The sequence below is a fragment of the Actinobaculum sp. oral taxon 183 str. F0552 genome, from assembly GCF_000466165.1.
Taxonomy (GTDB): domain Bacteria; phylum Actinomycetota; class Actinomycetes; order Actinomycetales; family Actinomycetaceae; genus Peptidiphaga.
The window spans coordinates 11,882-36,855 of record NZ_KE951419.1; the positions used below are offsets into that span (position 1 = coordinate 11,882).

The window sequence follows — 24,974 nt, forward strand, 5'->3', positions numbered from 1 at the left end:
ACTCTGCTTTACACATGAAGTCCATGATACGGATGATCCGCAATCAGCAACAGCGGCACAACAGACTGCGGTTGCTGGCGGCAGCTGAACGCATTTTCGCCGCCCGTGGTATTGCGGGCGCTTCCCTCGACGATGTGGCACTGGAGGCCGGTCTGACCAAAGGCGCAGTTTATTCGAACTTTCGCAACAAGAGCGAGTTGATCCTGGAGGTTATCCGCTACCGCCAGACGCTCTCGCAGGAAGCTCGGGATTTCCATGCGATCCTCGACCGCGTCGCCAACGACGACGAGCGCCTCGAGGCCTGGTGCGACATGTGATCTCCACGTCCAAGAGCGGCGACCGCGCCGACTATGCCCGGTTGGTGCTCGACTTCATCCCCTATGCCCTGCGGGACGAGCAACTGACGGCGCGGTTCCTCGAGTTCATCTCACCTCCGGACGGCATCTCGGCGAGTGCATCTCCGATTCCAACAGGCAGCGAATTCGCGCGCATTCCAGCGGAGGATCAATTCCGTATCCTGATGGCACTCGACCTGGGACTGTCCGCGCTGGCGCTGTTCGACCTGGACAACGTTAAACCGGAGTTGTACAAGACGGCCGTGATGTCGCTCGCACACACGCTCTACGACGCCAACAAGCAAACGGAATGCACCTAACAATAATTTAATTGCATAAATAAAATTTAATGTTATTGAAATTAATTCTATCAGTTTGACGACAAAAGACAGTATTAATCATCGATTCGCCACTCGTAACATCGTAGATGCTCACGGGTGAGCGGCGAATCCCTCCCTCTTCAACGTGAACGTCTCAGGCGCACCCACGGAATCAGGGCTGTTCGTCGTCGACTTCCTGACTTCCATGTGCCCCGCCAGCTTGCCGGATCCGCGCAACCTTCGGAGGCAGGCAAAACCCGCGCCACGGAGGCACCGTGGCGCGGGTTTGAGGGTTGGCCCAATGGTCGGGGTGGCGGGATTTGAACCCACGGCCTCTTCGTCCCGAACGAAGCGCGCTACCAAGCTGCGCCACACCCCGTTGCGGCTGAGCGACTCGACCATGATAGCCGAGGTCCGGCCTTTGTGCACAACTCGGCCGGCGTGACGTCGTGCGCGCGGCTGGACCTGATAAGACGTTCATGCCGCCGAGGGCGTGGCGTCGTGTGCGCGGCCGGAAGCCGCACCAGGCCGGACTTCGGTGCCGCGGCTGGTCAGATGACCACGAGATCCAGCAGGACCGCCTCGGGGCGGCAGGCCACCCGGACGGGGGCGAGGGGGGAGGTCCCCAGACCTGCCGAGATGTTCACCCAGGCTCGCCTGCCGCGGTCGGGAAGGGTCGGAGCGAAGCCGTCGTAGCGGATCACCTCGCTGGGCCCCGGCCACTCGAAGAGGCCTGCGGCGAGCTCGACGGGCATGTCGCAGTTCGTAACGAGCGCCCCCTTGCCCGGCAGGCACACCTGCCCGCCGTGGGTGTGGCCGGCGAAGACGATCGAGCAGCCGTCGTCCACCATGGCGTCGAGGACCCGCGCGTAGGGCGCGTGGGCCACGCCGATCCGAACGTCGGTGGCCTTGCGCGCGGCGCCCGTCTCGTCTGCGCAGTCGCCCCGTCCCTCGGGAAACCTGTCGTATCCGAGATGGGGGTCGTCCACGCCCACGAAATCGAGGTTCCATCCGTCGATGCGCAGGCTGCCTCGGGCGTTCGACAGATTCAGCCAGCCGGCCTGCTCGAAGGCAGCCGCCATTTCGCGCCAGGGGAGCTGGGGGCGCTCCTCGAGCTCGCCGGCTCGCGGAGCCGTGTCGCGGGCGAAGTAGCGGAAGGGGTTCTTGAGCTTCGGGTAGTAGTAGTCATTCGAGCCGAACACGAAGACGCCCGGCGTGCGCGCCAGCGGGGAGAGCGCGGAGAGCAGGGGGGCGAGCGCCTCCGGCTGGGCGATCATGTCGCCCGTGCAGACCACCAAGTCGGGATCGTGGTCCGCCAGGTTCGCGATCCAGTCGATTTTGCGGTGCTGGCGAGCCGTCAGATGGAGGTCGGAGAGATGCAGGACCCTCATCGAGGGGCCGATCTGCCGCCCGGGTCGGTATCCGCGAGGATCGTCGCACCTCCTCTCCGGCTGGCCTCCCTCCTGGTCCGTTCCCCCGATGAGGATGGCCCGGCGGCGCAGGGCGAAGAGCCTGGTCTCGGTCACGCCCCAGGCGGCAGCGGCGACGCCGGCCCCGATGCCGGTCGCCAGGCCGGCGCGTCCGGCTCTGGCAAGGATGCCGGCCACGGGCTAGCCCTGCCCGTCGGAGTCGTGCTCGCGAGGGTCGCGGGACTGGTCGTTCCCGTCGCGGTCGCCGGAATCGTCGGACGTGTCCGAACGGTCGCCGTCCCGGTCGCCCGTGGACCCGGAGCTGTCGCCCGTGGACCCGGAGTTGTCACCCCCGCCCTGGCTCGGGCTCGGCTCCGCCGTGGAGGGCTGCTGCGTAGGCTCCGCCGTCGACGTCTTCGACGCGGTGTCGGACGAGGCCGTGTCAGACGACGCCTTCCCCGTCGACGTGTCGGAACCGGGCGTCGCCGATGTGAAGGCGACCGCAGGCTGCCCGGACAGGGCGGTGGTCATGTACTGCGAGAAGATCGTCGCCGGGAAGAGACCGCCGTAGACCTCGTGGTAGAACCTGCCGTTGATCACCGAGTTCATCATCGACCGATGCCCCTTCTGGTGGCCCTGCCAGATGGAGGTCGCCAGCTGCGGCGTGTACCCGATGAACCATGCGTTCGTGTCGTCGTTGGCCGTTCCCGTCTTGCCCGCGGCCTCGCGCCCGCTCAGCTGCGCCTTCTCACCGGTGGCGCCCTGGGATATGACGTTCTTGAGGACCTCGGTCGTCTGGTGGGCGACGCTCTTGTCCAACACCTGCCGGCAGTCCGGTTTCTTGGTGATGATGGTCTTGCCGTCGGCGTCCTTGACCTCGGTGTAGGACGTGGGGGCGCAGTACTGGCCGCCGGCCGCCAGGGTCGAGGTCGCCACCGCCATCGACAGGGGGGTCACGTTGTTGGCCCCCAAGATCATCGACGGGGCGTACGACCACTCCTTCGAGTCGCCGCGCCTGACGCCCATGTCCTTGGCCGTCTGGGCGATGTCGCACAGATCCAGCCTGTTGGCCATGCGGACGAAGGAGCCGTTGACGGACATCTTCGTGGAGTCGAGGACCGTCATGGGGCCGCCGCCCACGCCTTCCAGGTTGCCGAATCTGTAGTTGTCCCGGGACTTCGGGCTGCAGCTGATCTTCCAGGAGGAACGTGGGAGGGTCCCCTGGTTGGAGTCGACGACATCGCCGGGGGAGTACCCGGATTTCAACCACTGGATGAGGGTGAACACTTTGAAGGTCGAACCCGACTGGAAGCCGACGCCGCCTCGCATGTCCTGGCTGGAGTTCAAGTTGATCTTCGTGGCCGAGCGGTCGTTGGCGGACTGATTGCCGTAGTTCGTGTTCTGCGCCATGGCCACGATGTGGCCGGTGCCGGGCTCGACGCTCGACAGCGACGTCTGGATGCCGGAGCGGTCGTTGACGGGGATGTTGGAGACGAGCGTGTTGTAGGCCGCCTTCTGCTTGTTGAGGTCGAGGGTGGTCTGGATCGTCAGCCCGCCGCGATAGAGCTTGTTGACCCGGTCGTCGCGGGTCTTGCCCCAGCTGCTGTCCTTGAGGAGATCGTTGACCACGTACTCGCAGAAGTACGCCGCCGTCCCGGCCTCGGCGCATCCGTTGAGGTCCTCGGAGACCTTGAGCATCTGCTGGATGGGCACCGCCACCGCGGCGTTGAGCTCGTCCTTGGAGATGTACCCGTTGCGGTACATCTCGCCGAGGACGGTGTCGCGGCGGATCTTGGCGGCGTCGGGGTGCTTGATCGGATCCCACCGCGCCGGGGACTGCGTGATCCCGGCCAGCATCGCCGCTTCGGGGATCGTCAGATCCTTGGCGGACTTGGAGAAGTAGTGCTTCGCCGCGGACTCGACGCCGTAGTGCGCAGTGCCGAACTGGGCGAGGTTGAGGTAGCCCGTGAGGATCTGCTCTTTCGACATCTTCTTCTCGATCGCCACGGCGAGGCGGGCTTCGTTGAGCTTGCGGCCGATCGTCCGCTCCGTGGCTTGGGCGATGAGCTCCTGGTTGCCCGAGGCCCGCCCGCGCTCGATGATCGCGTTCTTCACGTACTGCTGCGTGATCGAGGATCCGCCCGCGGTGGCGCCGCCGGCCAGATTGTTCACGAAGGCCCCGGCCAGCCCCTGGACGTCGATGCCGTGGTGCTTGTAGAACCGGCGGTCCTCGATGGCCACGGCGGCGTTCTTCATATGCTGCGAGATCTGGTTCGACGAAACCACGACTCGGTTCTCCGCGTAGAAACGGGCGATCTGGGTGCCGTCCGCGGCCAGGAGCACCGACTGCTCGGAGGGCTCGGTGAACCCGAGGTTGCTGGGCGTCTCCTCGAATATCGACGTCACGGCGTTGACGCTGGTTCCCGCCGTGGCGGCGAAGGGCATGGCGATTCCGGCCAGCAGAACCCCGCCCAGGCAGCACACGCCGAGGAGCGCACTCACGAGGATGGCGATCTGACGCAAAGTCGCGGTCTCTTCGGGCGCGGCGTCCTGCTCCCCGGAAGAGGCTTCCTTCGTGGGAGTTGCGTCCTTTCGGCTTGAACTAGGCATGCCCACAGGATACGTGGTCAACCTGGGGATGTCTTTTGTTCTCCAATCCAGTGATACGAGCCACTCCTACCCTTGCCTGGCCTAACCAAATATGATATCCAGGATATGTCGAAGATTACATCAGGTGAACAACGGGGTTGTGATGGGAGGAGTTCTACGATGGCGCATTTGTTTTTCGACCATCGTTGGGCCGATCACGCCAAATGCGCATCCGAGGATGCGGATGCGCTTTTCGCCACCTCTTCAGCTCAGCGTGAAATGCGCGATATATGTCAGGACTGTCCAGTCCGCATCTACTGCCTGGCTGACGCATTGCAATCCAACATGCGTTACGGCCTGTGGGGTGGATTGACCGAGCGTGAACGCCGTCAATTGCTGAGGGCGAAGCCCAACTACCCTGACTGGTACGAATCGATCATGACCTCCTCGGATCCGCTCTTCGTAGCCCTCCGAGAGGGCCGCCCCCTCCACTTTTCGAGGAAGAGCCGCAAGGTCGCCGAGAAGGGGGGACAGGAGGGAGCCTGAGGCAGGTCGCGGGCGTCGGTCGGCCGCACGGCGCGGCCGGTTGGACGTCTGTCCTCTCACGGGATGACGGGTTAAGCTTGCCTCATGCAGAAATGGGAGTATGCAACGATTCCGTTGATCATTCACAACACGAAGGCGATCCTCGACACCTGGGGCGACGAAGGCTGGGAGCTCGTGCAGGTCGTTCCGGGTCCCAACGAGCAGAATCTCGTTGCCTATCTCAAGCGGGCGAAGGACTGACCATGAGCGTCTCCGAGCACCTCGCCGAACTCGGCATCGACCTCCCCCCGGTCGCCAAGCCTTTGGCCGACTACGTCCCGGCCACCGTCTCGGGCGGCCAGGTCCGCTCCTCCGGCCAGCTTCCCCTCGTCGACGGCGAACTCACGACCACGGGGAAAGTCGGGGCCGGGGTGATTCCGGATACCGCCAAGGCCTCGGCCCGAACCGCGGCCCTCAATGCGCTGGCTGCGGCCGCTTCGGCGGCCGGCGGCGTCGATAAGATCAGCAAGGTCGTGCACGTGACCGTGTTCGTCGCCTCCGATCCTTCCTTCACCGACCAGCCAGAGGTGGCCGACGGGGCTTCGGAGCTCTTCGGCGAGGTCTTCGGACTCGCCGGAGCCCACTCGCGGTCCGCCGTGGGCGTCGCCGTCCTGCCGCTGGACAGCCCGGTCGAGGTGGAAGCCGTCTTCCAGTTGAAGCCGGTCGAGACCGGTGACGTAGTCGTCGCGTCGAACGCCGTGTGACGCAGGCTCGGGCGAGGGTGCGGCGGCCGTCGCCTCGTCGCGCGGCCTTCCGACTGCGCGGTGTCACGGATTCCGTCCGCCCCGCCGCTCTGCGGCACGCCTCCGACGGCGTCCGCCTCCCTCTCATTCCGGCGAGTCGTCCGCTGAGGGCCCGGGCCTCCGGGATCCGGACGTCGCGGGGGCCTGTGGGCAGGCTCAGTGGGCCCGGCGCTGGAGGCGCGCCAGTTCGATGAGGAGCACTGCGCGGCCTTCGAGGCGGATCCACCCGCGGGAGACGAAGTCGGCCAGAGACTTGTTGACGGTTTCCCGGGAGGCGCCCACCAGGTGGGCGAGCTCTTCTTGCGTGAGGTCGTGTGCGACGTAGATGCCCTCGGGGGTGCGCTCGCCGAAGCGGTTGGCCAGGTCGATGAGGGCCTTGGCGACGCGTCCGGGCACGTCCGAGAAGACGAGGTCGGCCATCTGCTCGTTCGTATTCCGCAGGCGACGGGCCAGCTCGCGGAGCATGGTGATGGCCATGTCCGGATGCTGGTTGATGAAGCTCATCATGTCCTTGTGGGATAGCGAGACCAGGCGGGTCGGCGCGATGGCCGCCACGGTCGAAGACCGCGCCCCCAGGTCGAACAGCGAAAGCTCCCCGATGATCTCGCCGGGGCCGAGGACCGCGATGAGGTTTTCCCTGCCGTCGTCGGACGAATGGCTGAGCTTGACCTTCCCGTCGGTGACGATGTAGAGCCGGTCGCCGTCGTCGCCCTCCCGGAACAGCGAATCGCCCCGCTTGAGCGTCGTCTCGCTCATGAGCTGACCGAGTGCCTCAAGATCCTCCGCGTCGATGTCCTTGAAGAGCGGAACCGCCTTGAGAACGCTAGTGTCCATCTGCTCCCTTTCCTCCAGTGACCCTTTGGTGAGGATCACAATGAACTCTCACACTGCAACTTACCTCACATGCGCGGATTATTCGAGTTGGCCGGGCGGAACTAGTCTTGTGGCATGCCCGTGAAAACTCGTCTTCCCAAGCGCCCGCGCGCACTTTCGGCCAGGCGTGAAGCTGCGGCGCGCATCCTGGAACGGCTGGCGGCCCTCTACCCGGACGCCGCATGCTCGCTGAATTTCGCGAACCCCTTCGAACTGCTCGTGGCGACGGTCCTCTCCGCCCAGACCACCGACGCGAGGGTCAACGCCGTCACCCCCGAGCTCTTCTCGCGTTTCCCGACTCCCGCGGCGATGGCGACGGCGGATCCACGCGAGCTGGAGGCGATCCTCCGGCCCCTCGGGTTCTACCGCGCCAAGACGAAGTCCTGCCTGGGGTTGGCGGCGTCCCTGTGCGAGAACTACGGCGGAGACGTCCCGGAGACCCTTCGCGACCTCGTCACTCTGCCGGGCGTCGGGCGGAAGACGGCGAACGTCGTGCTCGGCGACGCCTTCGGGATCCCGGGGATAACCGTCGACACCCATGTTGGGCGTCTGGCCCGTCGATGGGCCTGGACGCGGCACGAGGACCCCGTCGGAGCGGAGGCGGACATCGCCTCCCTCGTGCCCGAAGAGGATTGGACGATCGCCTGCCACAGGATCATCTATCACGGCCGCCAGGTCTGCCGTTCGCGCAAACCGGAGTGCCCCTCGTGTCCGATCGCCGACTTGTGCCCCTCCTACCCCCTCTTCGCAGGGGCTGAATACGCGGGCGGGCGCGCGGCGGGCTAGCGGATCGCCTCCTCCGGGGCCGTCGAGGGCGGACGGCAGAGGCCGCTGCGGAGCCGGGCGGATCGCCTATCTCAGGCTTACGAGGTACTCGAGGATGGCCGATGTCACGGCTTCTGGGGATTCTTCGTGGACGAAGTGCCCGGCGTCGGGCACTTCGATGTAGCGGTAGATTCCACGGGCGAATTCGATGTCCTTGTGCCAGGCCCGGCCCGGCAGAAGGGGGTTGAGCTTGCCGCGGATCGCCCAGACCGGAACGTGCACCGGCCGCCTCGTGATCTCCATGTGCCTGCGGCCGTTGACTCGCGAGAGCGAGGTGTAGGACCAGCGGAGCTGTTCCAGCGCAGTGGAGGCGGCCTCCGGCAGGCGGAGTGCCGCGGCGTACTTGTCGGCCTGGCTAGACGCGCCGGTGTTCCCGGGCGCCGACCAGTTCTGGATGAGCCTGCCCAAGGTCGCGGGCGAGGAGATGTTCCTGCGCGCCAGCGGGGGAATGAGCGTGCGCACCACGTTTCGCCATGTTTTGAAGGTGACGTGGAGTCCCGCTCGCTGAAGGGTGCGGGGATGCGGCGCCGACACCGTCACGATCCCCTCGACGAGGTCGGGCTCCAGAGCCGCCGCGGACCAGGCGAGCTGACCGCCTCGACCGTGCCCGATGACGACGAGGCGGGATGCGCCCAGGCTCCGCGCGACGGCGCCGAGGTCTTCGGTGAGAGTGAGGCCGTCCTCGCTGTTGGGAGTCTTGTCCGAACCGCCGATCCCTCGTTGGTCGATCGCCGCGACCTCGTAGCCCGCTTCGGCTATGGCCTCGATCTGATTGCGCCATGCCCACCAGAATTCCGGGAAGCCGTGGACGAGCAGCACGAGCGGGAGGTCGTCGCGGTGCTCGCCCATGTGAGCGAGGTGGAATTGGCATCCGCCGGCCTGGATGAGGCGGTGCTGCCAGGGGCCGGGAAGGAACAGAACGGAATTATCGGCTGGTGCGGACATGCATTCTTTCTGTATGTGGTTCTACGCCCGTTCGACGCGTCTGTGCCGGATTCAGCCTTCCAGGAGCAGACGGTCGGCGATGTCATAGCCTCGCCGTCGCGCGGAATGGCAGACCAGTCCCGTCAGGAGCAGGGCCGCCCCGAAGACTAGCATGCGGCCCGTCCCCAGGTCTGCGCGCAGGTACTCGGCGATGTTCGCGGCCACGCCCCCCGCTCCGTCCGCCGCTGAGTCGACGATGTGCAGGAGCGTCGAGTCGGTCCACTTGGGAAGGAGGATTCCCACGGCCCCCAGGGCTGAGACGGCCATGCCGGTGAGAACGGCGCCCAACGAGGAGGACCGGGCTAGGAACCACACAGCGGCCGCGACGGCGATTCCCCCCGCCAGCTCCCCGGCGGCTGCGAAGTTCGCGTGGCCCTCCGCCGCCCTCTCCACGGTGAGGGAGAGCCTGGCGTTCGCGTCCGTCAGGAGATACCAGGCGACCGGCACGAGGGCGAGACTCGCCGCGAATACGCCGGCACGCATCCATCCGGCGACGATCGGGCGAGGCGGAAGGGCCCCGAGAGGGCGGGAGGCGTCGGGAGGTTCGGCGGCCGGTTCCGGCTGGGGTGCGAACACCCAGTCGTCTTGGACGTCGTCCGCCGGTGCGGGCGGCACCTGAGGCGGGTAGGCATAGGGTTCGGGCGGAGTCCGGGTCTCCTCGGGTCCTCGAGCGAGGGCCGCCGTCGGCGTCGACTCCGAGGGGTGAGGCGGCGGGCCGGGCGGTGGAGGGGAGGCTGCGCCGACGGAGGCGATCGGGCGATCCGCGGCGGGAACGGCCGGAGAGGCGGACTCCGGAAGGGGCAGGCCGACCGTGGGAGTGGTCAAACGCTGTGTCGGCAGGGAATCCGCGGACGCAGGCGTGGAGACCGAATCCACTTTCCCGAGGTATCCCGTGGACGCCGAGTCTGCCGAGACCGAGGATGAGGCGCTGTGGGCCGATTCCGAGAGGGGGGTGGCCGTCGTCGCAGAGGGGGCGTTGGAAGCGGTGGGTGATTCGGGTTCAGCCTGCTTGAGAGGTGTGGCGAGATCGAATGGGTCGCCGTCGGCCGTGTCGGCGGGACCGTCGCCCGGAACCGCGCCGTCGGGCAGAGGGGCGAGGATATCCTCTGCCTGCGAAGGGGCGCGATCGCGGGAGTTGTAGGGATCGGTCGGAGTGGACACAGGGCCTCCTTGGTCGTTGCATTCCCGAGACTACGCGAATATCGGCGAATCTAAGAAGGCAACGCCGCAGGGCCGTGTGAAATCGAACCGGAGGGCGGTGAGAAGAACCGCCCTCCGCTGCATTGAGACGTCGAGTCTATGAGTGTGCGTGTATGGAAGCGTATTACTTGGTGGCCGATGGAGAATTCTGACCGCCAGATTTTATGAGTTCACTGACGCACTCTTTTGAGGCGGTTTGAAGAGTCGTTTGATCTTTAGCGGAGAGGGTTTCTTTCTTTTTACTGCCGCTAGAAGACTTATTGCCTTTTGCAATTATTTTCATGGTGGAATCATCGACTTTACCATTGATTTTCTGATAAATGCATTCCGCCAACTGCTTCAGTCGCGCTTCAGGGATTCTTTTAGAGACCGACTTCATTCCGGTGACGTAACCCTTTGTGAATTCTTCCTTCGTGACTTTAGCGTCGTCTTTGCCGTCGCCACCACAGGCGGCCAGGGAGAAAGCGAGACCGAAAGCCGCCAAAAGGGAGGCCGTCTTCTTGATCCGCATGGAAACTCCTTTGCGTAGAACCCGCTCCGCATCGCCGGGCGAGTGTGCTGATTGCTCTTGTATCGATCTGGATCGGCCCGCTTCGCCCGCCCAGTCTGCCGGGGATCATATCGTGAATCCGCGATGGGGAGCCAATCGGTTCGCGTGCTCCGCCGTCGCGTCCTCGGGCGGGGATTGCGTGAGCCGGAGGAGGCGATGACGGGTACGTGTGGAGTATATGGGCGAGGAGGAGTGCGGCGTCGCCGCTGAGGTGTGATTCCCCTCCTTTTTCGCCAACGGTGTGAGAAAGTTAACTAATTAGTTTTCGTAGCTTTAGGTTTGCTTACGAAATTTTTACAATCTTTTTGCGCTTTTTCAATGCGTGAAAAATCATTGGAATTAATTCTATTCCTTTTAACATTTTTTACTTTTTTTAAAGTTGAATTTTTCACTTTATCTTTGATTTTGTCATAAATGCATTCTCCAAATCTAATTACATACTCTTCCTGTTGTTTACCATGAATTTTCTGGCTTTGCTTCACTAACTTAAGATAACCCTGCGAAAATTGTTCTTTGCTCACAGCATCTTCTCCGCAGGACACGAGGGAGAAGGCCAGTGACGGAACTGCCACGCAAGCCGCGATTTTCCTTAACTTCATAATGACTCCCTTGGTTCTCGAGCGCTTCTTCCGACTTTAACAGTTCAATCGAAGTGCGTTCAAGTGCGCAATTCGACGTAGGTGAACGCCCCTGCGCGGACATGGCGCCGCGCAGGGGCTGTGGGACTCACCTGAGGCCTTGCTTGAGCTTCTGTCCGCACGTGGTGCCCGCCTGCATGAAGATCTGGCGTTCCTGCGCGGTTCCTGGAGTGTCCATTCCTCTGGACATCGTCTCGAGGACGGAATTCCTGACTTTTCCGTTGACTTCGTCGTAGATGCATTCGCTCAGCCTCGTGATCATGCTGTCCGGAGCCGAGGGATACGAGCGTTTGAAGATCTTCGAAGCCCCTTGGACGAATGTCTCCTTGGCGACGGGCGCGCCGTTGTTCGAAAGAGACGGCCCATTGCTCGGAAGGGAGGGAAGGGAAGGAAGGGAAGGGCGGTACGTCGGGAAGGACGGCCGGGATGTCGAGAAGGAGGGGCGATACGTCGGCAGGGACGGCCCGGACGTCGGATTGCGGACGATGGGGGATGCCCCGGTTTTGCCGGAGGGGCTCTCCTTCGACTGCGATGTGCCGCCGCTATCCCCGCCGAACGGACTGTCGCCTTTGGAGTCCTTGTCGTCGCTGCATGCGGAGAGGGAGAGTGCCAGGGCGGGGACGGCCAGGCAGACTGCGAATTTCTTGAGGAGCATTCGTGATCCTTTGTCGAGTGCCCGCCTTGTGCGTGGGAGCGGGCAGCTGAAAGATTTGGCGTTCGGGACGGAGCGTCCCACCCGCGAGCTTAGCGGCGTGGAAGGGCCTGGGCCATGGGGCCGTCTCCCCTTTTTTCGCCTGTGGGCTCGGTGGGTTTCCGTTCCCGGCCGTCCGGGCGTCTTCGGTGATTTCACGGGGCGTGCGTTGGCGCATCGATTAGCGGTCCACATAGGGCTTTCGCGACCGTTTGATCCACACATGGACACACGGGGCTGGCGATCGGATTCTCTATGGGCGATCGTTGGCCCATGAAGATCGGAAGGGAGCAGAGGTCCTCTGGAGATCTGGGGGTTCACCTCACTGGTGGACGGGGCGCCGGCGACATGCGGCTTCCGGTTCTGGGGTTGGCGGCCGATTCGGAGACGGTCCGGGCGGAAGTAGCCCGAATAGCGGGTTTGGCGGGAATCGGCGTCCACATGGTCGCCGCAGGCCGCGACTCGAAAGCCGACCTGAGGGCCGCGGTGCTCAACATGTCGGAGATCAGGGCATCCGTCGTGCGGATCTCGGCTGCGTTCCACCCCTCCTACGCCCCGTATTTCGCCGAGGGCAGGGTCGAGCTCACCCTTCCGGACGAGGCGGAGGATCTTCTCGAACTCATGCTCGCCGCCGGTTCGACTAGGCGCGGCACCATCGTGGCGGTCGTGGGCGCACACGGCGGCGCGGGAACGTCCACGGTCGCCGCATGGCTTGCGCGTCACCTGTCCGCGACCATGGCGGTCGGGCTCATCGACGCCGACCCGTGTTCGGCTGGAAACGACCGGCTTCTAGGCCTGTCCAAGGCTCCGGGGCTGCGGTGGGCGGACCTCCACGAGGAATCCGGGATTCTGGTTCCGGGGAGGCTTAGAGACTCCCTTCCGGCGCTGGGGCGGCTGGCCGTTCTGTCCGCGGACGGCCGTGGAGGCTTGCGGGCGGCGGAACTCGGGCAGGGCGCGGTGGTGGCGCTGTCCCAGGCGGTCGACGTGTGCGTCGTCGATTTCTCGGGGGAAGCCCTCCTCCCCGGAAACCTCGGGTCGTCCATGCTCGCCTGGGCGGACGTCGCCGTGCTGGTGACGGGCTGCCGGACTAGGGGAGTGAGCCAGGCGGCTACAGCGCTGGGGGCGATCCCCGGCGGGATGGACACGGTCGTCGTCGCCACCGGGGCGAGCGGAGGGGCGGAGGCGGCGTCGATGGCGGCGGAGCTGGACGTAGACCGGGTGATTCCACTGCGCACCCTGCGCAATCTCCAGTCCGACCTCGACCACGGGATGCGGGTCGGCGATCGCAAACGGTCGGCGACAGCCCGTGACATCGCGAATCTCGCCCGAATATGCGGGGACGCGGCCTGATGGGATCCCGTCGGAATCGAGATGCCAGCGGGGCGGCGGGGAACGGGCGGGGTTCGGCCGAATCCGGTGGATTCGGATCCGCCGCGAAGGTTCGAAAGCCGCTTGGCGACGTCGCCTCCGGCGACTTCCTCAGGCGCGCACGGGCGAGTCTGGCACGGGGAACCAGTCTCGACGAGGCCGTCTCAGTGCTCGCCCCGGGGGCGATCGGCGCCCGCGACATCCTCGGCGCCGGGCGGCGGCTGCGGCACGCTGTAGGCGGGGCGGGGCCCGTGCTGCAACCCCTACTGGAGGACCGCTCCGTCACCGACATCCTCGTCAACGGCACACGAGGAGTGTGGGTGGACCGCGGGCTCGGCCTCGAGGCGGTTCCGCAGGCCCGGGACTCCCTGGCGTGCGAGGACGACGTCCGGGCTTTGGCCGTCAGGCTCGCGGCCGCCTGCGGGCAGAGGCTCGACGACTCATGCCCCATAGTCGACGGAACGTTCGGCGGCGGCCTGAGGCTTCACGCGGTGTTGCCTCCCCTCGCCGCCGAGGGGCCGCTCATCTCCCTCCGCGCGCACCGACAGGTGTCCTACTCCCTCGACGAACTGCAGGAGATGGGGACGCTCGCCGGCGCAGTCCGCCCGATCGTGGACGCAATGGTCGAAAGCAAGGCGAACGTCATCGTCTCGGGGGCCACGGGGTCGGGGAAGACGACGCTTCTGTCGGCGATCCTCGGGGAAGTCTCCGCAAGCGAACGCATCCTCGTGATCGAGGAGTCCTCGGAGCTCCGCCCCGCCCACCCGCACGTCGTCCACCTCCAAATCCGCCGCGCCAACGTCCAGGGGAAGGGCGAAGTCACCATGAGCGAGCTCGTCCGAGCCGCGATGCGCATGCGCCCCGACAGGATCGTGCTCGGAGAGTGCCGCGGCGCCGAGGTGCGGGACGTGCTGTCGGCCCTCAACACCGGGCATGAGGGAGGCTGGGCTACCGTTCACGCCAACTCGGCCGCCGACGTCCCGGCCCGTCTCGTCGCCCTGGGGGCACTGGCGGGCATGGGGGAGTCGGTCGTCGCGGCCCAGGCGTCCAGCGCGCTGGACGCCGTCTTGCACATAGAACGGAGCGGAAGCCGGCGACGCCTGAGCCAGATCGCCGTCCTGGAGCGGGAGGCCGGCGAACTGCATGCACAGGTCGCGCTCGAGTGCGCGCGGCAGACGGCGGTCAAGGGGCCGGGATGGCTCCGTCTGGCGGAGAGGATCGGGGTATGAGACGGGCGAAGGGAAGGGGGAAGCGGGCGGACATGGGAATGCTCGTCGCGGAGACGGCCACCCGCCTCCGCTCGGGCGCCACGCCGGAGGGTGCGTGGAGGCAGACGCTTGAGCGGGCTGGGCTGGGGGCGCATGCGGACCTCGACGCCGACGGGGTCCCGGCGGCGCTCAGGAAACTGTGGCTCGCTCCGCGGTGGCGGCGGACTGTGGGGGAGGAGGTGCGCCTGGGAGTTCCCCCTGCGATCGCGGTGTGCCGCATGAGCAAGCTGACCGGGGCTCCCACGGCCGACGTCCTCGAATCCTGCGCCGCGGGGATCACCGAGGCCGGCGAAGCGGCAGCCGCACGCCGAGTGGCCATGGCCGGGCCGAAGGCGAGCGCGCGGATCCTGGCCCTGCTGCCCGTCCTCGGCCTCTGCGTGGGCACGATGATCGGCGCCGAACCGCTCGCCTTCCTCCTGTCCCCCGGCCCCGGGCGTGTTCTGCTGGCGCTCGGATTCCTCTTCGAACTGGCAGGTCTCGCGTGGGCGCGGGCTCTCGTCAGGCGAGCGGAGCGAGGCTGATGATGAACGGCGCGTTCGTCGTCGTGATCGTCGCGAGCCTCTCCTTGGCCGCGGTGTCCACGAGACCCTACGAGAACAGCGCGCTTCGGGCTTCTCGGCGGTATACCGGGCCGAGTGGGAGGCTGCCCTGCGTGGATCAGGCGATGGTGGCCGATCTCGCCCAAGCCGCGCTTGCCTCGGGAGCGTCCATTCCCGCCGCCCTCAAGGCGCTTCACTGCGCACTCGGCGAGGAAGAGGAGGCCTCCGGGCTGGACGTCGCCGCCCGCACTCTGCTGCTGGGCGGAGGGTGGGAAGAGGCATGGGCCGACGTTCCAGAGCGTTTCGCTCCGCTCCGTGAGGCGCTCGAACCCGCCTGGGTCGACGGCGCCGCCGCCGTGCCCCTTCTGGAACGCACCTCGGCTTCGCTGCGCGAAGGACGGATCCGCACGGCGAGGGAGGCGGCGGCCGCACTGGGCTCCAAGCTCGTCCTGCCGCTCGGCCTGTGCTTCCTTCCCGCATTCGTCGTCCTCGGCATCGTCCCCACCGTGATCGCCACAGGAATGAAGTTCTTCGAATGAGGCCGAGTTCTCTGGCGTGTCGGACGCGGGCCGCCGATCCAGGGGTTGTGAGTGCGCGTCGGGCCGGTTCCCCGGTGGTCCGGCATGGGCGGGCAGACCCGTTGGGCTCCTGACGATTCCCGCGGCGTCCCTGGGTGTTTGGCCCTTCGAATGCGAATGAACGCCTCTCGCTTGGGAAAGATCATCCACCTGTCAGCTCTCCCGGAGCGTCTCGTTGGCGTGTTCCACACCCGCGCGTCAGGCGCGAAGCGTCCACAGAGGAACGGCGAGGGCCGCCTGACACTCTTCCATTCGGGGAAAGTGGTTCTACGGCGGGTGTGAGCGCAGAGGCTCGCCGTAGAAAGGAGAAGAACACATGGAAGGGCCCTTCGAGTTCGTGGAACTCGACGACACTACCGGAGAGGCCGGAATGGCCACCGCCGAATACGCCATGGGCACTCTGACCGCCACGGGCATAGCGGGCATTCTGTGGTGGATCATCAAACAGGACTGGTTCCGTCAAGGTTTCGTCAAAATCTTCAAAGGAATCTTCAGTTTCTGACCGTGGAAGGCCTCGGGGTTGGCGCGATCGGACGCAGGCTCCGAGGCTCCGCGAAGACGAAGCGAGCCCGACATGCCACGGAATCGGAATACGGAGATGAACGGAAAATCTGTGGGACAGTCGAACGAGCCGGAACCGAGCGGCGATCGGCGGCTGCGGTTCGCTCAGGCGGAAGGCTCCGGCGCCCGGCTGGAGAGCCGCCCGAACAGTGGAGCCTTCGATGCGCCGGCCAATCCATCTGAAGGAGGTCTCGGTCCGCGTACGCCCAGGCATGGTCTGACGGACTGCGGAGGCGGTCGCGAGAACGGCATGGTGACGGTCGAAGCGGCCATAGGGCTGCTCGTCATCGGCTTCGTCCTCACGCTTCTGGCGATGCTCACCAACGTGGCGATCATGTACGTCGGTGCGCAGGAGGCCGCGCGGTCCGCGGCTCGCATGGCGTCGCTCGACAAATCCGTCTCCAGCATTCAGGCCGTTGTGGAGGAAAAGTCCCCGGGGGCGCAGGTGTCAGTGGCCAGACGCGGCGAGACCGTCGAAGTGACGGTCCGCGTGCCGCCCAACGGATTCTCGGGTGCTCTCGGCATATCGGTGACGGCCACGACGGTCGCGTTCGTTGAGCCGGGAGCGGGCCAGTGACGGGCTTCCGGTCCGTCGCGTCGTCCTCGCAGACGACAGCGGGGCCCGCCTTCGGCGTTCGGGGCGTCCAGTCGACGTGGCCGCCTGGCAGGAGGCCGTTTTCGGAGAGGGGAGCCTCGGAGAGGGGAGCAGGAACGGTTATGGCGGCGATGGCCGTATGTCTTCTGGCCGCGCTGCTCGTCGGAGTGTTCGTCCTGATCAAAGGGGCCTCGGCTATGCAGCGGGGGCAGACTGCGGCGGACATGATCGCATTGAGGACGGCCCAGCGCCTGGCCGATGGATCCGGCCAGGACGCGTGCCCCGGCCAGGCAGAGGCCGATCGTTACGGGGCCGAGCTCGAATCGTGCCGGATCGACGGGGACGAGGCCAGGATCCAAGTTTCCGTGCTCGTGCCGGAGTTCGGCCTGCGGGTCAGGGCCTCCGCGGTCGCCGGGCCGGCGGACGCCGTCCCTCTGGAGGAGGGGTCAGCGAGATGACCGAGAGGGCGCCATCGCGCGTGAAAGCGTCGAAATCAGGCGAGTCGCCCCGTCCTTCGACAGCGGCTCGTTGTTGTTTCCGCATTTGGGCGATTGGATGCAGCGGGGGCAGCCGGAGTCGCAAGGGCAATAGAGCAGCGCGTCGAGGGTGGACAGCACCCATTCGCTTCCGCGTTCGAAGCCCCGGCGGGCGCACCCCGATCCTCCGGGAACGGCGTCATGTACGATCACGGTCGCCTGACCGGTTTCCGTATGCGCCGCCGACGACAGGCCGCCTATATCCCACCGGTCGCAGGTCGCCAGAAGCGGGAGCATGCCGATGGCGGTGTGCTCGGCGGCGTGGAGAGCCCCCGGAACGGCAGCGGGATCCACGCCGGACGCGGCGATGGCCTCACCCGTCATCGTCCACCACGTTCCGTGCGTGTGCAGCCGGCGCACCGGCATCGCCAACGGCTTGTATCCGAGGTAGACCCCGTCGTCGGCGCGCCGGATGTCATAGCCGACGACTCGCGATGAGACCAGGACGCCGCCCTGCGCCCAGGTTCCGATGCCGAGGTCGGCCTCGTCCTCGGTCGAGAGGATCTCCACGGACGTCTCCTGGCGGGCGAAGGTGCGAAGGCCGTCTCGGTCGGGGCGGACGACGGCGACGTCGTCGGCGAGGCTCTCGACGCGGTAGGGGAACCCCTGGTGAAGGTAGACCGCCCCGGGGAAGACGGTCGCGTCCGCCCGGGCGGCGTCGACCGTGCCGAGGACGACCCCCGATTCGCCGTCGATGATGGTCACCGTGGATCCCTCCCCTCGAAGGTCGACCGCCTCGTGGGCTCCTGCGCCCAACGAGGTGTTCCAGAACCAGCCGCCCGGGCGCCGCCGGAGCATGCCCGCCGCAGCGAGATCGTCGAAAAGCGAGGTGTCGGCCAACCCGAAGACGCTGACGTCAGCCTCGGTGAGGGGGAGCTCGCAGGCGGCGGCGCACAGATGCGGAAGGAGGACGTGCGGATTGCCGGGGTCGAAGGCATTGACCTCGATCGGCGAGGAGACGACGGTCTCGGGATGCGACAGCAGGTACTGGTCCAGCGGGTCGTCCCGCCCGACGAAAACCGCCAGCCCGTCGCGTCCCACCCTGCCCGTGCGGCCGATCTGCTGGGCGAAGGAGGCGTGCGTCCCAGGCCAGCCGGTCACGACGATCGCGTCCAAGCCGGCGATGTCGATGCCGAGTTCCAAGGCGTTCGTGCTCGCCAAGGCGCGAACGGCTCCCGTTCTCAGTGCGTCCTCGAGTGCGCGGCGTTCTTCGGGCAGGTAGCCGCCCCGGTAGGATGCCACCGCGTCTTCGAGCCCTGGGCGGTGGCCTGCCAGCCAGTTCCTCGCGATTTCGGCGACCCGTTCGGACCCTGCGCGGGACCGAACGAAAGCGACGGTTTGGGCGCCCTCGGATGCGAGCACGCCCATGAGCTGCCCGGCCTCGGCTACGGCAGCCCTGCGTGCAGAACCGGGGGTGGGTGCGGTCGCATCGGCGTCTGCGGTCGCGCCGGCATCCAGCCGCGGTTCGCGAGAAGCCGGCCGTCCCTTCTCGCGGCATCGCCACATGACGATGGCCATACGGCCGCTCGGGGAACCGTCCTCCTCGACGGCCCGGATCCCTCCGAAGGCCGTGCCTAGGAAGCGACGCGCCGCACCCTCCGGGTCGCCGCTCGTCGCCGACAGGAAGACGACGGTCGGGCGCGCACCATAGTGTGCTGTCACTCGCAGCAGGCGCCTGACGGTCGAGGCGACGTGTGCGCCGAACATGCCCCGGTACGCGTGGAACTCGTCGACGATGACTATGCTCAGACCCCGCCACACATGCGTCCAACGCCGGTGGTTCGCGAGCATGACGTGATGGGCGAAGTCGGGGTTGGACAGGACGATCGAGGCGTGTTCGCGCGCCCAAGCCCGCGCTTCGCGATCGGAGTCGCCATCCGCCACGGCGACTCCGATCCGGGGGTCGACGTCGCGAGCCAACCCGGATATGGAGGCGAACTGGTCGGCCGCGAGCGCCTTCGTGGGAGCCAGATACAGTGCCGTCGGCCGGTAGGGCCGCGACGCTCCGCCTTGGGCGATGATCGACAGCGCCGGAATCCACGCGGCCAGCGACTTCCCCGAGCCGGTTCCCGTCGACACGACCGTATGAATCCCCGCATGGACGAGGTCGGCCGCCTCGACCTGATGGGTCCAGAGGCGGTCGACGCCTCGCGAATGCAGCGCGCCGAGCAGTGCGGGCGCCATCCAGCCGGGCCACTCGGCCGTACGCTCAGGCCGGGCCGGGACCTCGATGACCTCCGTTATCTGCCCTGGGGCCGCATGGCGACGGAGTGCGGAAAGGAACTCGTGCACCCCACAAGTGTGCATCGCGCCGCCGACATCGCGTAGCCGGCGAGGCGACCTAGGGCTCGACTGGCGCGGTTCGCAACCGACCTGCGCTCCAGGATGGGGCCGCGGGAAGTGCGCTGCGGCCCGCTACGGCGGTTCATGGGTGCCGTGGACGATGTGCTGCGGCTCAGGAGCGTGCGGGTGGTTCGGGCTTCGTGGGAATCTGACGTCGTCGCTGACTCGGCGGCCCGCCGGCCCAGGCGGGGACATCGGTGTCGACTCCAAGGTGGAGGCGGTCTGAGATGACATCGGCCCAGGCGGGGCGGGGAAACCGGGCGAGGCCGGGCAGAGTTAGGCGAGGCCGGGCGGCGGCCAGGCCCTGACCGCGCGTCTCTACGGTGAGCAGACCTATATATGGTATGAGCGTCACATTCGCCATACAAGATGTAGTGGCGCGCCTCTTCAAAGTGTGGTGTCATGGGTGTAGGCTCGAGTTCCGACCCGGCAGGGAGCGCGTCGTGAACGCCTTGGCGGCTTTGGGGTTCTCGAATCCCGAGAACCAGGGAAGGCCGGCGAGATCGCGTCGTCGCGACTCCGCCGGGAAACGCGCGGTCCGCCGGCCGCGGATCACACCCGAACAATCCGAGAAACGCCAAGGAGCGAGGGATCATGCCCCAGCACGCCAGCGAGTCAGCCCGGTCCACGGACGGCACCGTCCTGATCGACCCGATCTCAACCGTCGACGAATACCTCGACCGCTCTGATTGGCGCGTCAACGCGAACGCGAACCAGGGCTACTCCGTCGGCGGCCTCATTCTCAACGCCGCCGGCAAGACGATCGCGAACTATTGGCTGTCGAAGGTGTACAGCGAAGAAGAAGGAGCCGCACACAGAAACGGCGACTACCATATCCACGACCTCGACATGCTCGCGGGCTATTGTGCGGGCTGGTCGCTGCGCCGCCTGCTCGAAGAGGGATTCAACGGGGTGCCCGGTGCGATCTCATCGGCCCCGCCCAAGCACCTGTCGGCCGCCTGCGGCCAGATCGTCAACTTCCTCGGCACGCTGCAGAACGAGTGGGCGGGGGCCCAGGCCTTCTCGTCCTTCGACACGTACATGGCGCCGTTCATCCGGCTCGACGACCTCTCCTTCGACGACGTCAAGCAGTGCGTCCAAGAGCTCATCTTCAACCTCAACGTGCCGTCGCGGTGGGGAAGCCAGTGCCCTTTCACCAACCTCACCTTCGACTGGACGTGCCCGGCCGACGTGGCCGACGACCACCCCTACATCGGCGAGGAGGTCTGCGACTTCACGTACGGGGACCTCCAGGCCGAGATGGACACGATCAACCGCGCCTACATCGAGGTCATGATGGAAGGCGACGCCGACGGCCGCGTCTTCACCTTCCCTATCCCGACCTACAACATGACGAAGGACTTCGACTGGGAGTCGGACAACGCCCGCGCCCTGTTCGATATGACCGCGAAGTACGGCCTGCCCTACTTCCAGAACTTCATCAACTCCGAGCTCGACCCGGGCATGATCCGCTCGATGTGCTGCCGCCTCCAGCTCGACCTGCGCGAGCTCCTGAAGCGGGGCAACGGTTTGTTCGGCTCGGCCGAGCTCACGGGCTCCATAGGCGTCGTCACGATCAACATGGCCCGCCTGGGCTACCTGTACGCGGGCGACGAGACCGCCCTGTTCGAGCGCCTCGACCACCTCATGGACCTGGCTTCCTCGACCCTGGAGAAGAAGCGCGCCACCGTCGCCGAACTCATGGACGGCGGGCTCTTCCCCTACAGCCACCGGTATCTCGGCGGCCTGGGGAACCACTTCTCCACCATCGGGCTCAACGGGATGAACGAGGCGGTTCGGAACTTCACGCACGACGCCGAGGACATCACCGGCGAATGGGGCCACGGTTTCGCCGTCCGCGTCCTCGACCACATGCGCGCCCGTCTCATCGAGTACCAGGAGGCGACCGGCAACCTCTACAACCTCGAGGCCACGCCCGCCGAAGGGACCACCTATCGTTTCGCGAAGGAAGACCGCAAGCGCTTCCCCGGAATCCTCCAGGCCGGGACCGACGCCCAGCCCTACTACACGAACTCCTCGCAACTTCCGGTCGCCTACACGCAGGACGCTTTCGAGGCGCTCGAGATGCAGGCGGACTTGCAGTCGATGTACACGGGCGGCACCGTCCTGCACCTGTACATGAACGAACGGATGAGCTCGGGTCAGGCGTGCAGCCGGCTCGTCCGCCGAGCGCTGACCAATTTCCGCCTGCCTTATATCACGATCACGCCGACCTTCTCCATATGCCCGGTGCACGGCTACCTGGCCGGCGAGCACTTCGTCTGTGAGAAGTGCGCGGAGGAGCGGCCGGCCTCCGAGCCGCAGGCATGCGAGGTGTGGACGAGGGTCATGGGGTACTTCCGCCCGGTCGCGTCCTTCAACATCGGCAAGAAAGGCGAGTACGCCGAGCGCACCCCCTTCACCGAGAAGGCGCTCACCTTCCCGTCCGCCCCCTCTTCCCCGCGGGAGCGCGTGCGCGAAGGGAGCGCTGCTCAGCGGTGAGGACTGCGGAACGGGTCGTCCCGGCTGAGAACCTTGCGATCGCCGGGCTCGTCCCGCTGTCCGCCGTCGACTGGCCCGGGCGCCTCGTCGCGACGGTCTTCTGCCAAGGCTGCCCCCTGCGCTGCCCCTACTGCCAGAATTCGTCGATCCTCGACCCGACGGTCCCCGGCGCAGTCCCGTGGGGCGACGTCGAAGACCTGCTGTCGCGCAGGAGGGGGCTGCTCGACGGCGTCGTCTTCACAGGTGGAGAGGCACTGCGCCAGGAGGCGGTCCTCGACGCCATGGCGCGCGTCAAGGCCGAAGGATTCATGGTCGGACTCCACACCGCGGGCGTCTATCCGCGGCGCCTCGAGGCCGCGCTCGGCCATGTCGACTGGGTGGGCCTGGACATCAAGGCCCTGCCCGGCGACTACCCGGAAGCCGTCGGCGCACCGGGCGGCAAAGCCTGGCGCGCGCTCGAACTCGTCATGGAGGCCAGCGCGGAGGCCCGGCATGACGCGTCTCCGCACACCGCCCCTACCCGAGACGGGCGCGAGGGCCCCCTCGCCGATCACACCCCTCCTGCCCGAGACGGCGATGCGGAAGGAACCGCGGAAGCAGCAGGCGCATCCGGCCGACCACGCCTGCTCGACTACGAAATACGCACGACCGTCTACCCCGGGGCGCCGGCCGCCGAGCGGTTCGAGGAGCTCGTCGTCCAGTTGCGCGACCGCGGCGTGAAGAAATTCGCCTTGCAGGAGGCCCGGACGGAGGGCACCCCCGTGAGCTTTCGCGCCGACGCACTGGCGTGGGACGTGCGAGCATGGGCCGAACGCCGCGACGAACTCGTCGCCTGCGTCAGCGGGGCGGGATTCGAGCAGTACGACATCCGCCTGAGCTGACGACCCCTCCGGCCACCGTTCGTTGGCCGTCCATCGACGCGGTCATGCGAACGCCCGACGACACCCCGGACACCGGGCTGTCGACGGAGCCGGGTTTGCAGCCAAGCCGGCCGCCCCTCCGCCGCTGGAGGGCACCCGGCGGGCCATTCCACCGGCGAACCGCTCACCCGGAAAAGTAGATGGAATGCGTCATAGTCGAAAGCCGTCTCCTGCGGTATCTCGGCTTTCAGGGATTGCCACGGCGTCCGGGGAATTGCCTGAGAAGCAGGATGTGGACCATAATTTCATGCATACATGGGCGATTGCAGGATTCACCTCTCCTCACAGCTCACGCGTCGCCCACTGTTCGAAAGGCAGACAACTAAATGAACAAACTCGTGCGGCCAGTGCGCCGTTCCCTGGGTGTGCTCATGGCGATCGCTCTGTGCCTGGGCACATCCGCCATCTGGGGGTCTCCCGCCCAGGCAGGAGACGTCACTCCCGGCCCGATCAAGACGAGCAGCAATTTCGAGTTGACTCAGCTGTCCATCGTTCAAACGGTCAGGGATGCCGGCGGCAAGCTTGTTCCGGCCGGTGAGGACAAGACCATGCAGGTCTATCACACGGCCCGGCTGTCCTTCGATTGGAAGGCTCCGTCGCCTGCGAAGAAGGGCATGAGCTTCACCGTCAGCCTTCCCGAGACGCTTCGGGGCATCGTCGGAAAACTCACCTTCGAGTACACGACGTGCGATATCACGGCAGACGGCGCCACCATGAAGTGCGTGCTCAACGACAAGGCCGACGGGTTGAACCAGGTCAGCGGCCACATCGACCTCGCCCTCGACGTGAAGAAAGCCACCAGGGAGAAGACGGCGACCGTCAAGATCGACGGCAAAGCCGTTCCGATCGACCTGCCCGGACCGGGCGGAATCAATCCGGAACCCTCCAAGCCAACCGGCACGAGGAAGGACGGCTGGCAGGTCACCTCGGACATGAAGAACCGTCCCAACGCCGTCAACTGGCGCATCTTCTTCTCCGGCAAGACCTCCTACGAGATCGTCGACTCCCGGGTCGGAAACAATGCCTTCATCAGGTGGTGGTGCGTCAAGGGCCAGGACGCCAACGTGGCCGAAGGGCGATACGGCGAAGGGGGAGTCCGGCCGGCCGGCACCCTCAACGTGAAGAAGAAGTCCGACGGTACATCCATCGCGAATACGGATCCCATGAACCGTTCCGGCCTTCTGCACGAAGGCATCGTCATCACCCCTCCCGCCCTCGACTACGCTTGCGGCATCGACATAATCGACTGGGACGCCTTGAGCTCCGGCGGCGTCGCCGTCAACAAGACGGATAACACGGTGATCATCAACGGAAGGCAGTACGGCGCCACCGCGATCCGCAAGCAGAGCGGCGGCGGCAGCGACCAGGGATATCCCTACCCGCACATCGACATCGTCAAGAAGGATGCGGCGGGCAACGACGCCAACACCGATGCCGTCGAGCTGGCGGGGAAGAACCTGGACGCCCAGGGCGTGGGTTCGACGGATCTCAAGTTCACCGTCAAGAACGACAGCAGCGTCGAGGATCTCAAGCAGGTCGTGGTGACGGATACGACGTCGGGTTCGGGGACGGTGGAGTCGATGGCCTGCACGTTCCCGGGGGAGAAGGCTCCGACCGCCGGCGTCTACGACGCGGCGTCCAAGAAGTGGACGGTCAAGTGGGCCGCCTCCTTCGCCAACAACCCCCAGCTGTTGAAGACCGGCGTCTCCTTCCCGTGTACGGCCAGGCTGACGGGCGTGACCCTGGACCAAGTCCACACCGACAATTCCACGGTGGCCGGAATCGGAGCCAAGACGGGGACAGCCGTCAAGGACGAGGATCCGTATAAGGCGAAGGTTCCGCCGCGTCCGTCGATTGATATTGAGAAGGCGGATGAGTCGGGGCGTGATGCCGATACGGCGGGGGAGTCGGCTATGCTTCCCAATGGTTCGACGCGGTTGTCCTTCACAGTGAGGAATACGTCGGGCGAGGCCGAGAAGAACGTGGTCGTCAAGGATGTGGTGGCCAAGGGCGGGAAGGTGT

Annotated in this window: 25 protein-coding genes and 1 tRNA gene; 16 read left to right on the forward strand and 10 right to left on the reverse strand. The window is 66.1% G+C overall.

Going from position 1 to position 24,974, the window contains the following annotated elements; translation table 11 throughout:
• Positions 1-14: 14 nt before the first annotated feature.
• Positions 15-317: a TetR family transcriptional regulator gene (locus HMPREF0043_RS04155; protein ID WP_021601632.1), complete on the forward strand. Its 303-nt coding sequence runs from the start codon at positions 15-17 to the stop codon at positions 315-317.
• Positions 314-655, forward strand: a complete 342-nt coding sequence (locus HMPREF0043_RS04160; protein WP_021601633.1) for a hypothetical protein — start codon at positions 314-316, stop codon at positions 653-655. Before HMPREF0043_RS04155 ends, HMPREF0043_RS04160 begins: the two co-directional genes overlap by 4 nt.
• Before the next feature lie 302 nt (positions 656-957).
• Here HMPREF0043_RS04160 and HMPREF0043_RS04165 read toward each other — a convergent pair.
• The 3 genes from HMPREF0043_RS04165 to HMPREF0043_RS04175 all read right to left on the reverse strand — a co-directional run bounded on the left by HMPREF0043_RS04165 (position 958) and on the right by HMPREF0043_RS04175 (position 4,674).
• Positions 958-1,034 (reverse strand) — tRNA-Pro (locus HMPREF0043_RS04165).
• 172 nt (positions 1,035-1,206) lie between these two features.
• Positions 1,207-2,262 carry a metallophosphoesterase gene (locus HMPREF0043_RS04170; protein WP_021601635.1) on the reverse strand — a complete coding sequence of 352 codons (1,056 nt, stop codon included), beginning with the start codon at positions 2,260-2,262 and terminating at the stop codon, positions 1,207-1,209.
• Between the two features lie 3 nt (positions 2,263-2,265).
• Entirely contained in the window at positions 2,266-4,674 is a 2,409-nt protein-coding gene (locus tag HMPREF0043_RS04175) for a transglycosylase domain-containing protein (RefSeq protein WP_021601636.1), read from the reverse strand.
• 159 nt (positions 4,675-4,833) lie between these two features.
• Between HMPREF0043_RS04175 and HMPREF0043_RS04180 the strand changes: the two genes are divergently transcribed.
• The 3 genes from HMPREF0043_RS04180 to HMPREF0043_RS04185 all read left to right on the forward strand — a co-directional run bounded on the left by HMPREF0043_RS04180 (position 4,834) and on the right by HMPREF0043_RS04185 (position 5,942).
• Positions 4,834-5,199 carry a WhiB family transcriptional regulator gene (locus HMPREF0043_RS04180; protein WP_051317429.1) on the forward strand — a complete coding sequence of 122 codons (366 nt, stop codon included), beginning with the start codon at positions 4,834-4,836 and terminating at the stop codon, positions 5,197-5,199.
• A gap of 84 nt (positions 5,200-5,283) precedes the next feature.
• Positions 5,284-5,439, forward strand: coding sequence for a hypothetical protein (locus HMPREF0043_RS11445; RefSeq protein WP_021601638.1), 156 nt, complete (start codon positions 5,284-5,286; stop codon positions 5,437-5,439).
• 2 nt (positions 5,440-5,441) lie between these two features.
• Positions 5,442-5,942, forward strand: a complete 501-nt coding sequence (locus HMPREF0043_RS04185) for a RidA family protein (RefSeq protein WP_021601639.1) — start codon at positions 5,442-5,444, stop codon at positions 5,940-5,942.
• A 195-nt stretch (positions 5,943-6,137) separates the two neighbouring features.
• Here the strand turns inward: HMPREF0043_RS04185 and HMPREF0043_RS04190 are convergent, their stop codons facing one another.
• Complete coding sequence (locus tag HMPREF0043_RS04190; protein ID WP_040317826.1) at positions 6,138-6,815, reverse strand: Crp/Fnr family transcriptional regulator; 678 nt, start codon at positions 6,813-6,815, stop codon at positions 6,138-6,140.
• Between the two features lie 114 nt (positions 6,816-6,929).
• Between HMPREF0043_RS04190 and nth the strand changes: the two genes are divergently transcribed.
• Positions 6,930-7,640 (forward strand): endonuclease III, encoded by a 711-nt coding sequence (gene nth, locus HMPREF0043_RS04195; protein WP_021601641.1) that lies wholly within the window; start codon positions 6,930-6,932, stop codon positions 7,638-7,640.
• Between the two features lie 66 nt (positions 7,641-7,706).
• Here the strand turns inward: nth and HMPREF0043_RS04200 are convergent, their stop codons facing one another.
• From HMPREF0043_RS04200 to HMPREF0043_RS04210, 5 genes are all read right to left on the reverse strand, one after another.
• Entirely contained in the window at positions 7,707-8,624 is a 918-nt protein-coding gene (locus HMPREF0043_RS04200; RefSeq protein ID WP_021601642.1) for an alpha/beta fold hydrolase, read from the reverse strand.
• Positions 8,625-8,675: 51 nt separating this feature from the next.
• Complete coding sequence (locus HMPREF0043_RS04205; RefSeq protein ID WP_040317827.1) at positions 8,676-9,824, reverse strand: hypothetical protein; 1,149 nt, start codon at positions 9,822-9,824, stop codon at positions 8,676-8,678.
• A gap of 163 nt (positions 9,825-9,987) precedes the next feature.
• Entirely contained in the window at positions 9,988-10,374 is a 387-nt protein-coding gene (locus tag HMPREF0043_RS11010; RefSeq protein ID WP_021601644.1) for a hypothetical protein, read from the reverse strand.
• Positions 10,375-10,667: 293 nt separating this feature from the next.
• Positions 10,668-10,934 (reverse strand): hypothetical protein, encoded by a 267-nt coding sequence (locus tag HMPREF0043_RS11015; protein WP_021601646.1) that lies wholly within the window; start codon positions 10,932-10,934, stop codon positions 10,668-10,670.
• A gap of 205 nt (positions 10,935-11,139) precedes the next feature.
• Entirely contained in the window at positions 11,140-11,706 is a 567-nt protein-coding gene (locus tag HMPREF0043_RS04210) for a hypothetical protein (protein WP_021601648.1), read from the reverse strand.
• A gap of 291 nt (positions 11,707-11,997) precedes the next feature.
• Here HMPREF0043_RS04210 and HMPREF0043_RS10155 point away from each other — a divergent pair, with 291 nt between their 5' ends.
• The 7 genes from HMPREF0043_RS10155 to HMPREF0043_RS04240 all read left to right on the forward strand — a co-directional run bounded on the left by HMPREF0043_RS10155 (position 11,998) and on the right by HMPREF0043_RS04240 (position 17,109).
• A complete protein-coding gene (locus HMPREF0043_RS10155) occupies positions 11,998-13,092 on the forward strand; it encodes a hypothetical protein (RefSeq protein ID WP_156897505.1) in 1,095 nt (364 codons plus the stop codon).
• Positions 13,092-14,339 carry a TadA family conjugal transfer-associated ATPase gene (locus tag HMPREF0043_RS04220; protein WP_084432162.1) on the forward strand — a complete coding sequence of 416 codons (1,248 nt, stop codon included), beginning with the start codon at positions 13,092-13,094 and terminating at the stop codon, positions 14,337-14,339. Before HMPREF0043_RS10155 ends, HMPREF0043_RS04220 begins: the two co-directional genes overlap by 1 nt.
• Positions 14,336-14,899 (forward strand): type II secretion system F family protein, encoded by a 564-nt coding sequence (locus tag HMPREF0043_RS10160; RefSeq protein ID WP_021601651.1) that lies wholly within the window; start codon positions 14,336-14,338, stop codon positions 14,897-14,899. The genes HMPREF0043_RS04220 and HMPREF0043_RS10160 overlap by 4 nt, the downstream gene beginning before the upstream one ends.
• On the forward strand, positions 14,899-15,456 hold the full coding sequence (locus tag HMPREF0043_RS10165) for a type II secretion system F family protein (RefSeq protein WP_021601652.1): 558 nt from the start codon (positions 14,899-14,901) through the stop codon (positions 15,454-15,456). The genes HMPREF0043_RS10160 and HMPREF0043_RS10165 overlap by 1 nt, the downstream gene beginning before the upstream one ends.
• Positions 15,457-15,811: 355 nt before the next feature.
• Entirely contained in the window at positions 15,812-15,997 is a 186-nt protein-coding gene (locus HMPREF0043_RS04230) for a DUF4244 domain-containing protein (protein WP_021601654.1), read from the forward strand.
• 111 nt (positions 15,998-16,108) lie between these two features.
• Positions 16,109-16,633 (forward strand): TadE family type IV pilus minor pilin, encoded by a 525-nt coding sequence (locus HMPREF0043_RS11690; protein WP_156897506.1) that lies wholly within the window; start codon positions 16,109-16,111, stop codon positions 16,631-16,633.
• Complete coding sequence (locus HMPREF0043_RS04240) at positions 16,630-17,109, forward strand: Rv3654c family TadE-like protein (protein ID WP_269528529.1); 480 nt, start codon at positions 16,630-16,632, stop codon at positions 17,107-17,109. Before HMPREF0043_RS11690 ends, HMPREF0043_RS04240 begins: the two co-directional genes overlap by 4 nt.
• On the opposite strand, the gene HMPREF0043_RS04245 is transcribed toward HMPREF0043_RS04240, so the two are convergent.
• Complete coding sequence (locus tag HMPREF0043_RS04245; protein WP_232206022.1) at positions 17,098-19,479, reverse strand: DEAD/DEAH box helicase; 2,382 nt, start codon at positions 19,477-19,479, stop codon at positions 17,098-17,100. The two genes, HMPREF0043_RS04240 and HMPREF0043_RS04245, sit on opposite strands and share 12 nt — an antisense overlap.
• 645 nt (positions 19,480-20,124) lie before the next feature.
• On the opposite strand from HMPREF0043_RS04245, the gene HMPREF0043_RS04250 reads away from it, so the two are divergent.
• The 3 genes from HMPREF0043_RS04250 to HMPREF0043_RS04260 form a co-directional block, all read left to right on the forward strand.
• Positions 20,125-22,032, forward strand: a complete 1,908-nt coding sequence (locus tag HMPREF0043_RS04250) for a ribonucleoside triphosphate reductase (RefSeq protein ID WP_021601659.1) — start codon at positions 20,125-20,127, stop codon at positions 22,030-22,032.
• Positions 22,029-22,913, forward strand: coding sequence for an anaerobic ribonucleoside-triphosphate reductase activating protein (locus tag HMPREF0043_RS04255; protein ID WP_021601660.1), 885 nt, complete (start codon positions 22,029-22,031; stop codon positions 22,911-22,913). Before HMPREF0043_RS04250 ends, HMPREF0043_RS04255 begins: the two co-directional genes overlap by 4 nt.
• A 365-nt stretch (positions 22,914-23,278) precedes the next feature.
• Positions 23,279-24,974, forward strand: a 1,696-nt coding sequence (locus HMPREF0043_RS04260) for a hypothetical protein (protein ID WP_040317828.1), incomplete at its 3' end; no start/stop codon positions are given.

Coding starts and splice junctions, on each gene's coding strand:
- HMPREF0043_RS04155 (WP_021601632.1), top strand. CDS start 15: ATGAAGTCCATGATACGGATGATCCGCAATCAGCAACAGCGGCACAAC.
- HMPREF0043_RS04175 (WP_021601636.1), bottom strand. CDS start 4,674: ATGCCTAGTTCAAGCCGAAAGGACGCAACTCCCACGAAGGAAGCCTCT.
- HMPREF0043_RS04180 (WP_051317429.1), top strand. CDS start 4,834: ATGGCGCATTTGTTTTTCGACCATCGTTGGGCCGATCACGCCAAATGC.
- HMPREF0043_RS11445 (WP_021601638.1), top strand. CDS start 5,284: ATGCAGAAATGGGAGTATGCAACGATTCCGTTGATCATTCACAACACG.
- HMPREF0043_RS04185 (WP_021601639.1), top strand. CDS start 5,442: ATGAGCGTCTCCGAGCACCTCGCCGAACTCGGCATCGACCTCCCCCCG.
- HMPREF0043_RS04190 (WP_040317826.1), bottom strand. CDS start 6,815: ATGGACACTAGCGTTCTCAAGGCGGTTCCGCTCTTCAAGGACATCGAC.
- nth (WP_021601641.1), top strand. CDS start 6,930: ATGCCCGTGAAAACTCGTCTTCCCAAGCGCCCGCGCGCACTTTCGGCC.
- HMPREF0043_RS04200 (WP_021601642.1), bottom strand. CDS start 8,624: ATGTCCGCACCAGCCGATAATTCCGTTCTGTTCCTTCCCGGCCCCTGG.
- HMPREF0043_RS11010 (WP_021601644.1), bottom strand. CDS start 10,374: ATGCGGATCAAGAAGACGGCCTCCCTTTTGGCGGCTTTCGGTCTCGCT.
- HMPREF0043_RS04210 (WP_021601648.1), bottom strand. CDS start 11,706: ATGCTCCTCAAGAAATTCGCAGTCTGCCTGGCCGTCCCCGCCCTGGCA.
- HMPREF0043_RS10155 (WP_156897505.1), top strand. CDS start 11,998: ATGGGCGATCGTTGGCCCATGAAGATCGGAAGGGAGCAGAGGTCCTCT.
- HMPREF0043_RS04220 (WP_084432162.1), top strand. CDS start 13,092: ATGGGATCCCGTCGGAATCGAGATGCCAGCGGGGCGGCGGGGAACGGG.
- HMPREF0043_RS10160 (WP_021601651.1), top strand. CDS start 14,336: ATGAGACGGGCGAAGGGAAGGGGGAAGCGGGCGGACATGGGAATGCTC.
- HMPREF0043_RS10165 (WP_021601652.1), top strand. CDS start 14,899: ATGATGAACGGCGCGTTCGTCGTCGTGATCGTCGCGAGCCTCTCCTTG.
- HMPREF0043_RS04230 (WP_021601654.1), top strand. CDS start 15,812: ATGGAAGGGCCCTTCGAGTTCGTGGAACTCGACGACACTACCGGAGAG.
- HMPREF0043_RS04250 (WP_021601659.1), top strand. CDS start 20,125: ATGCCCCAGCACGCCAGCGAGTCAGCCCGGTCCACGGACGGCACCGTC.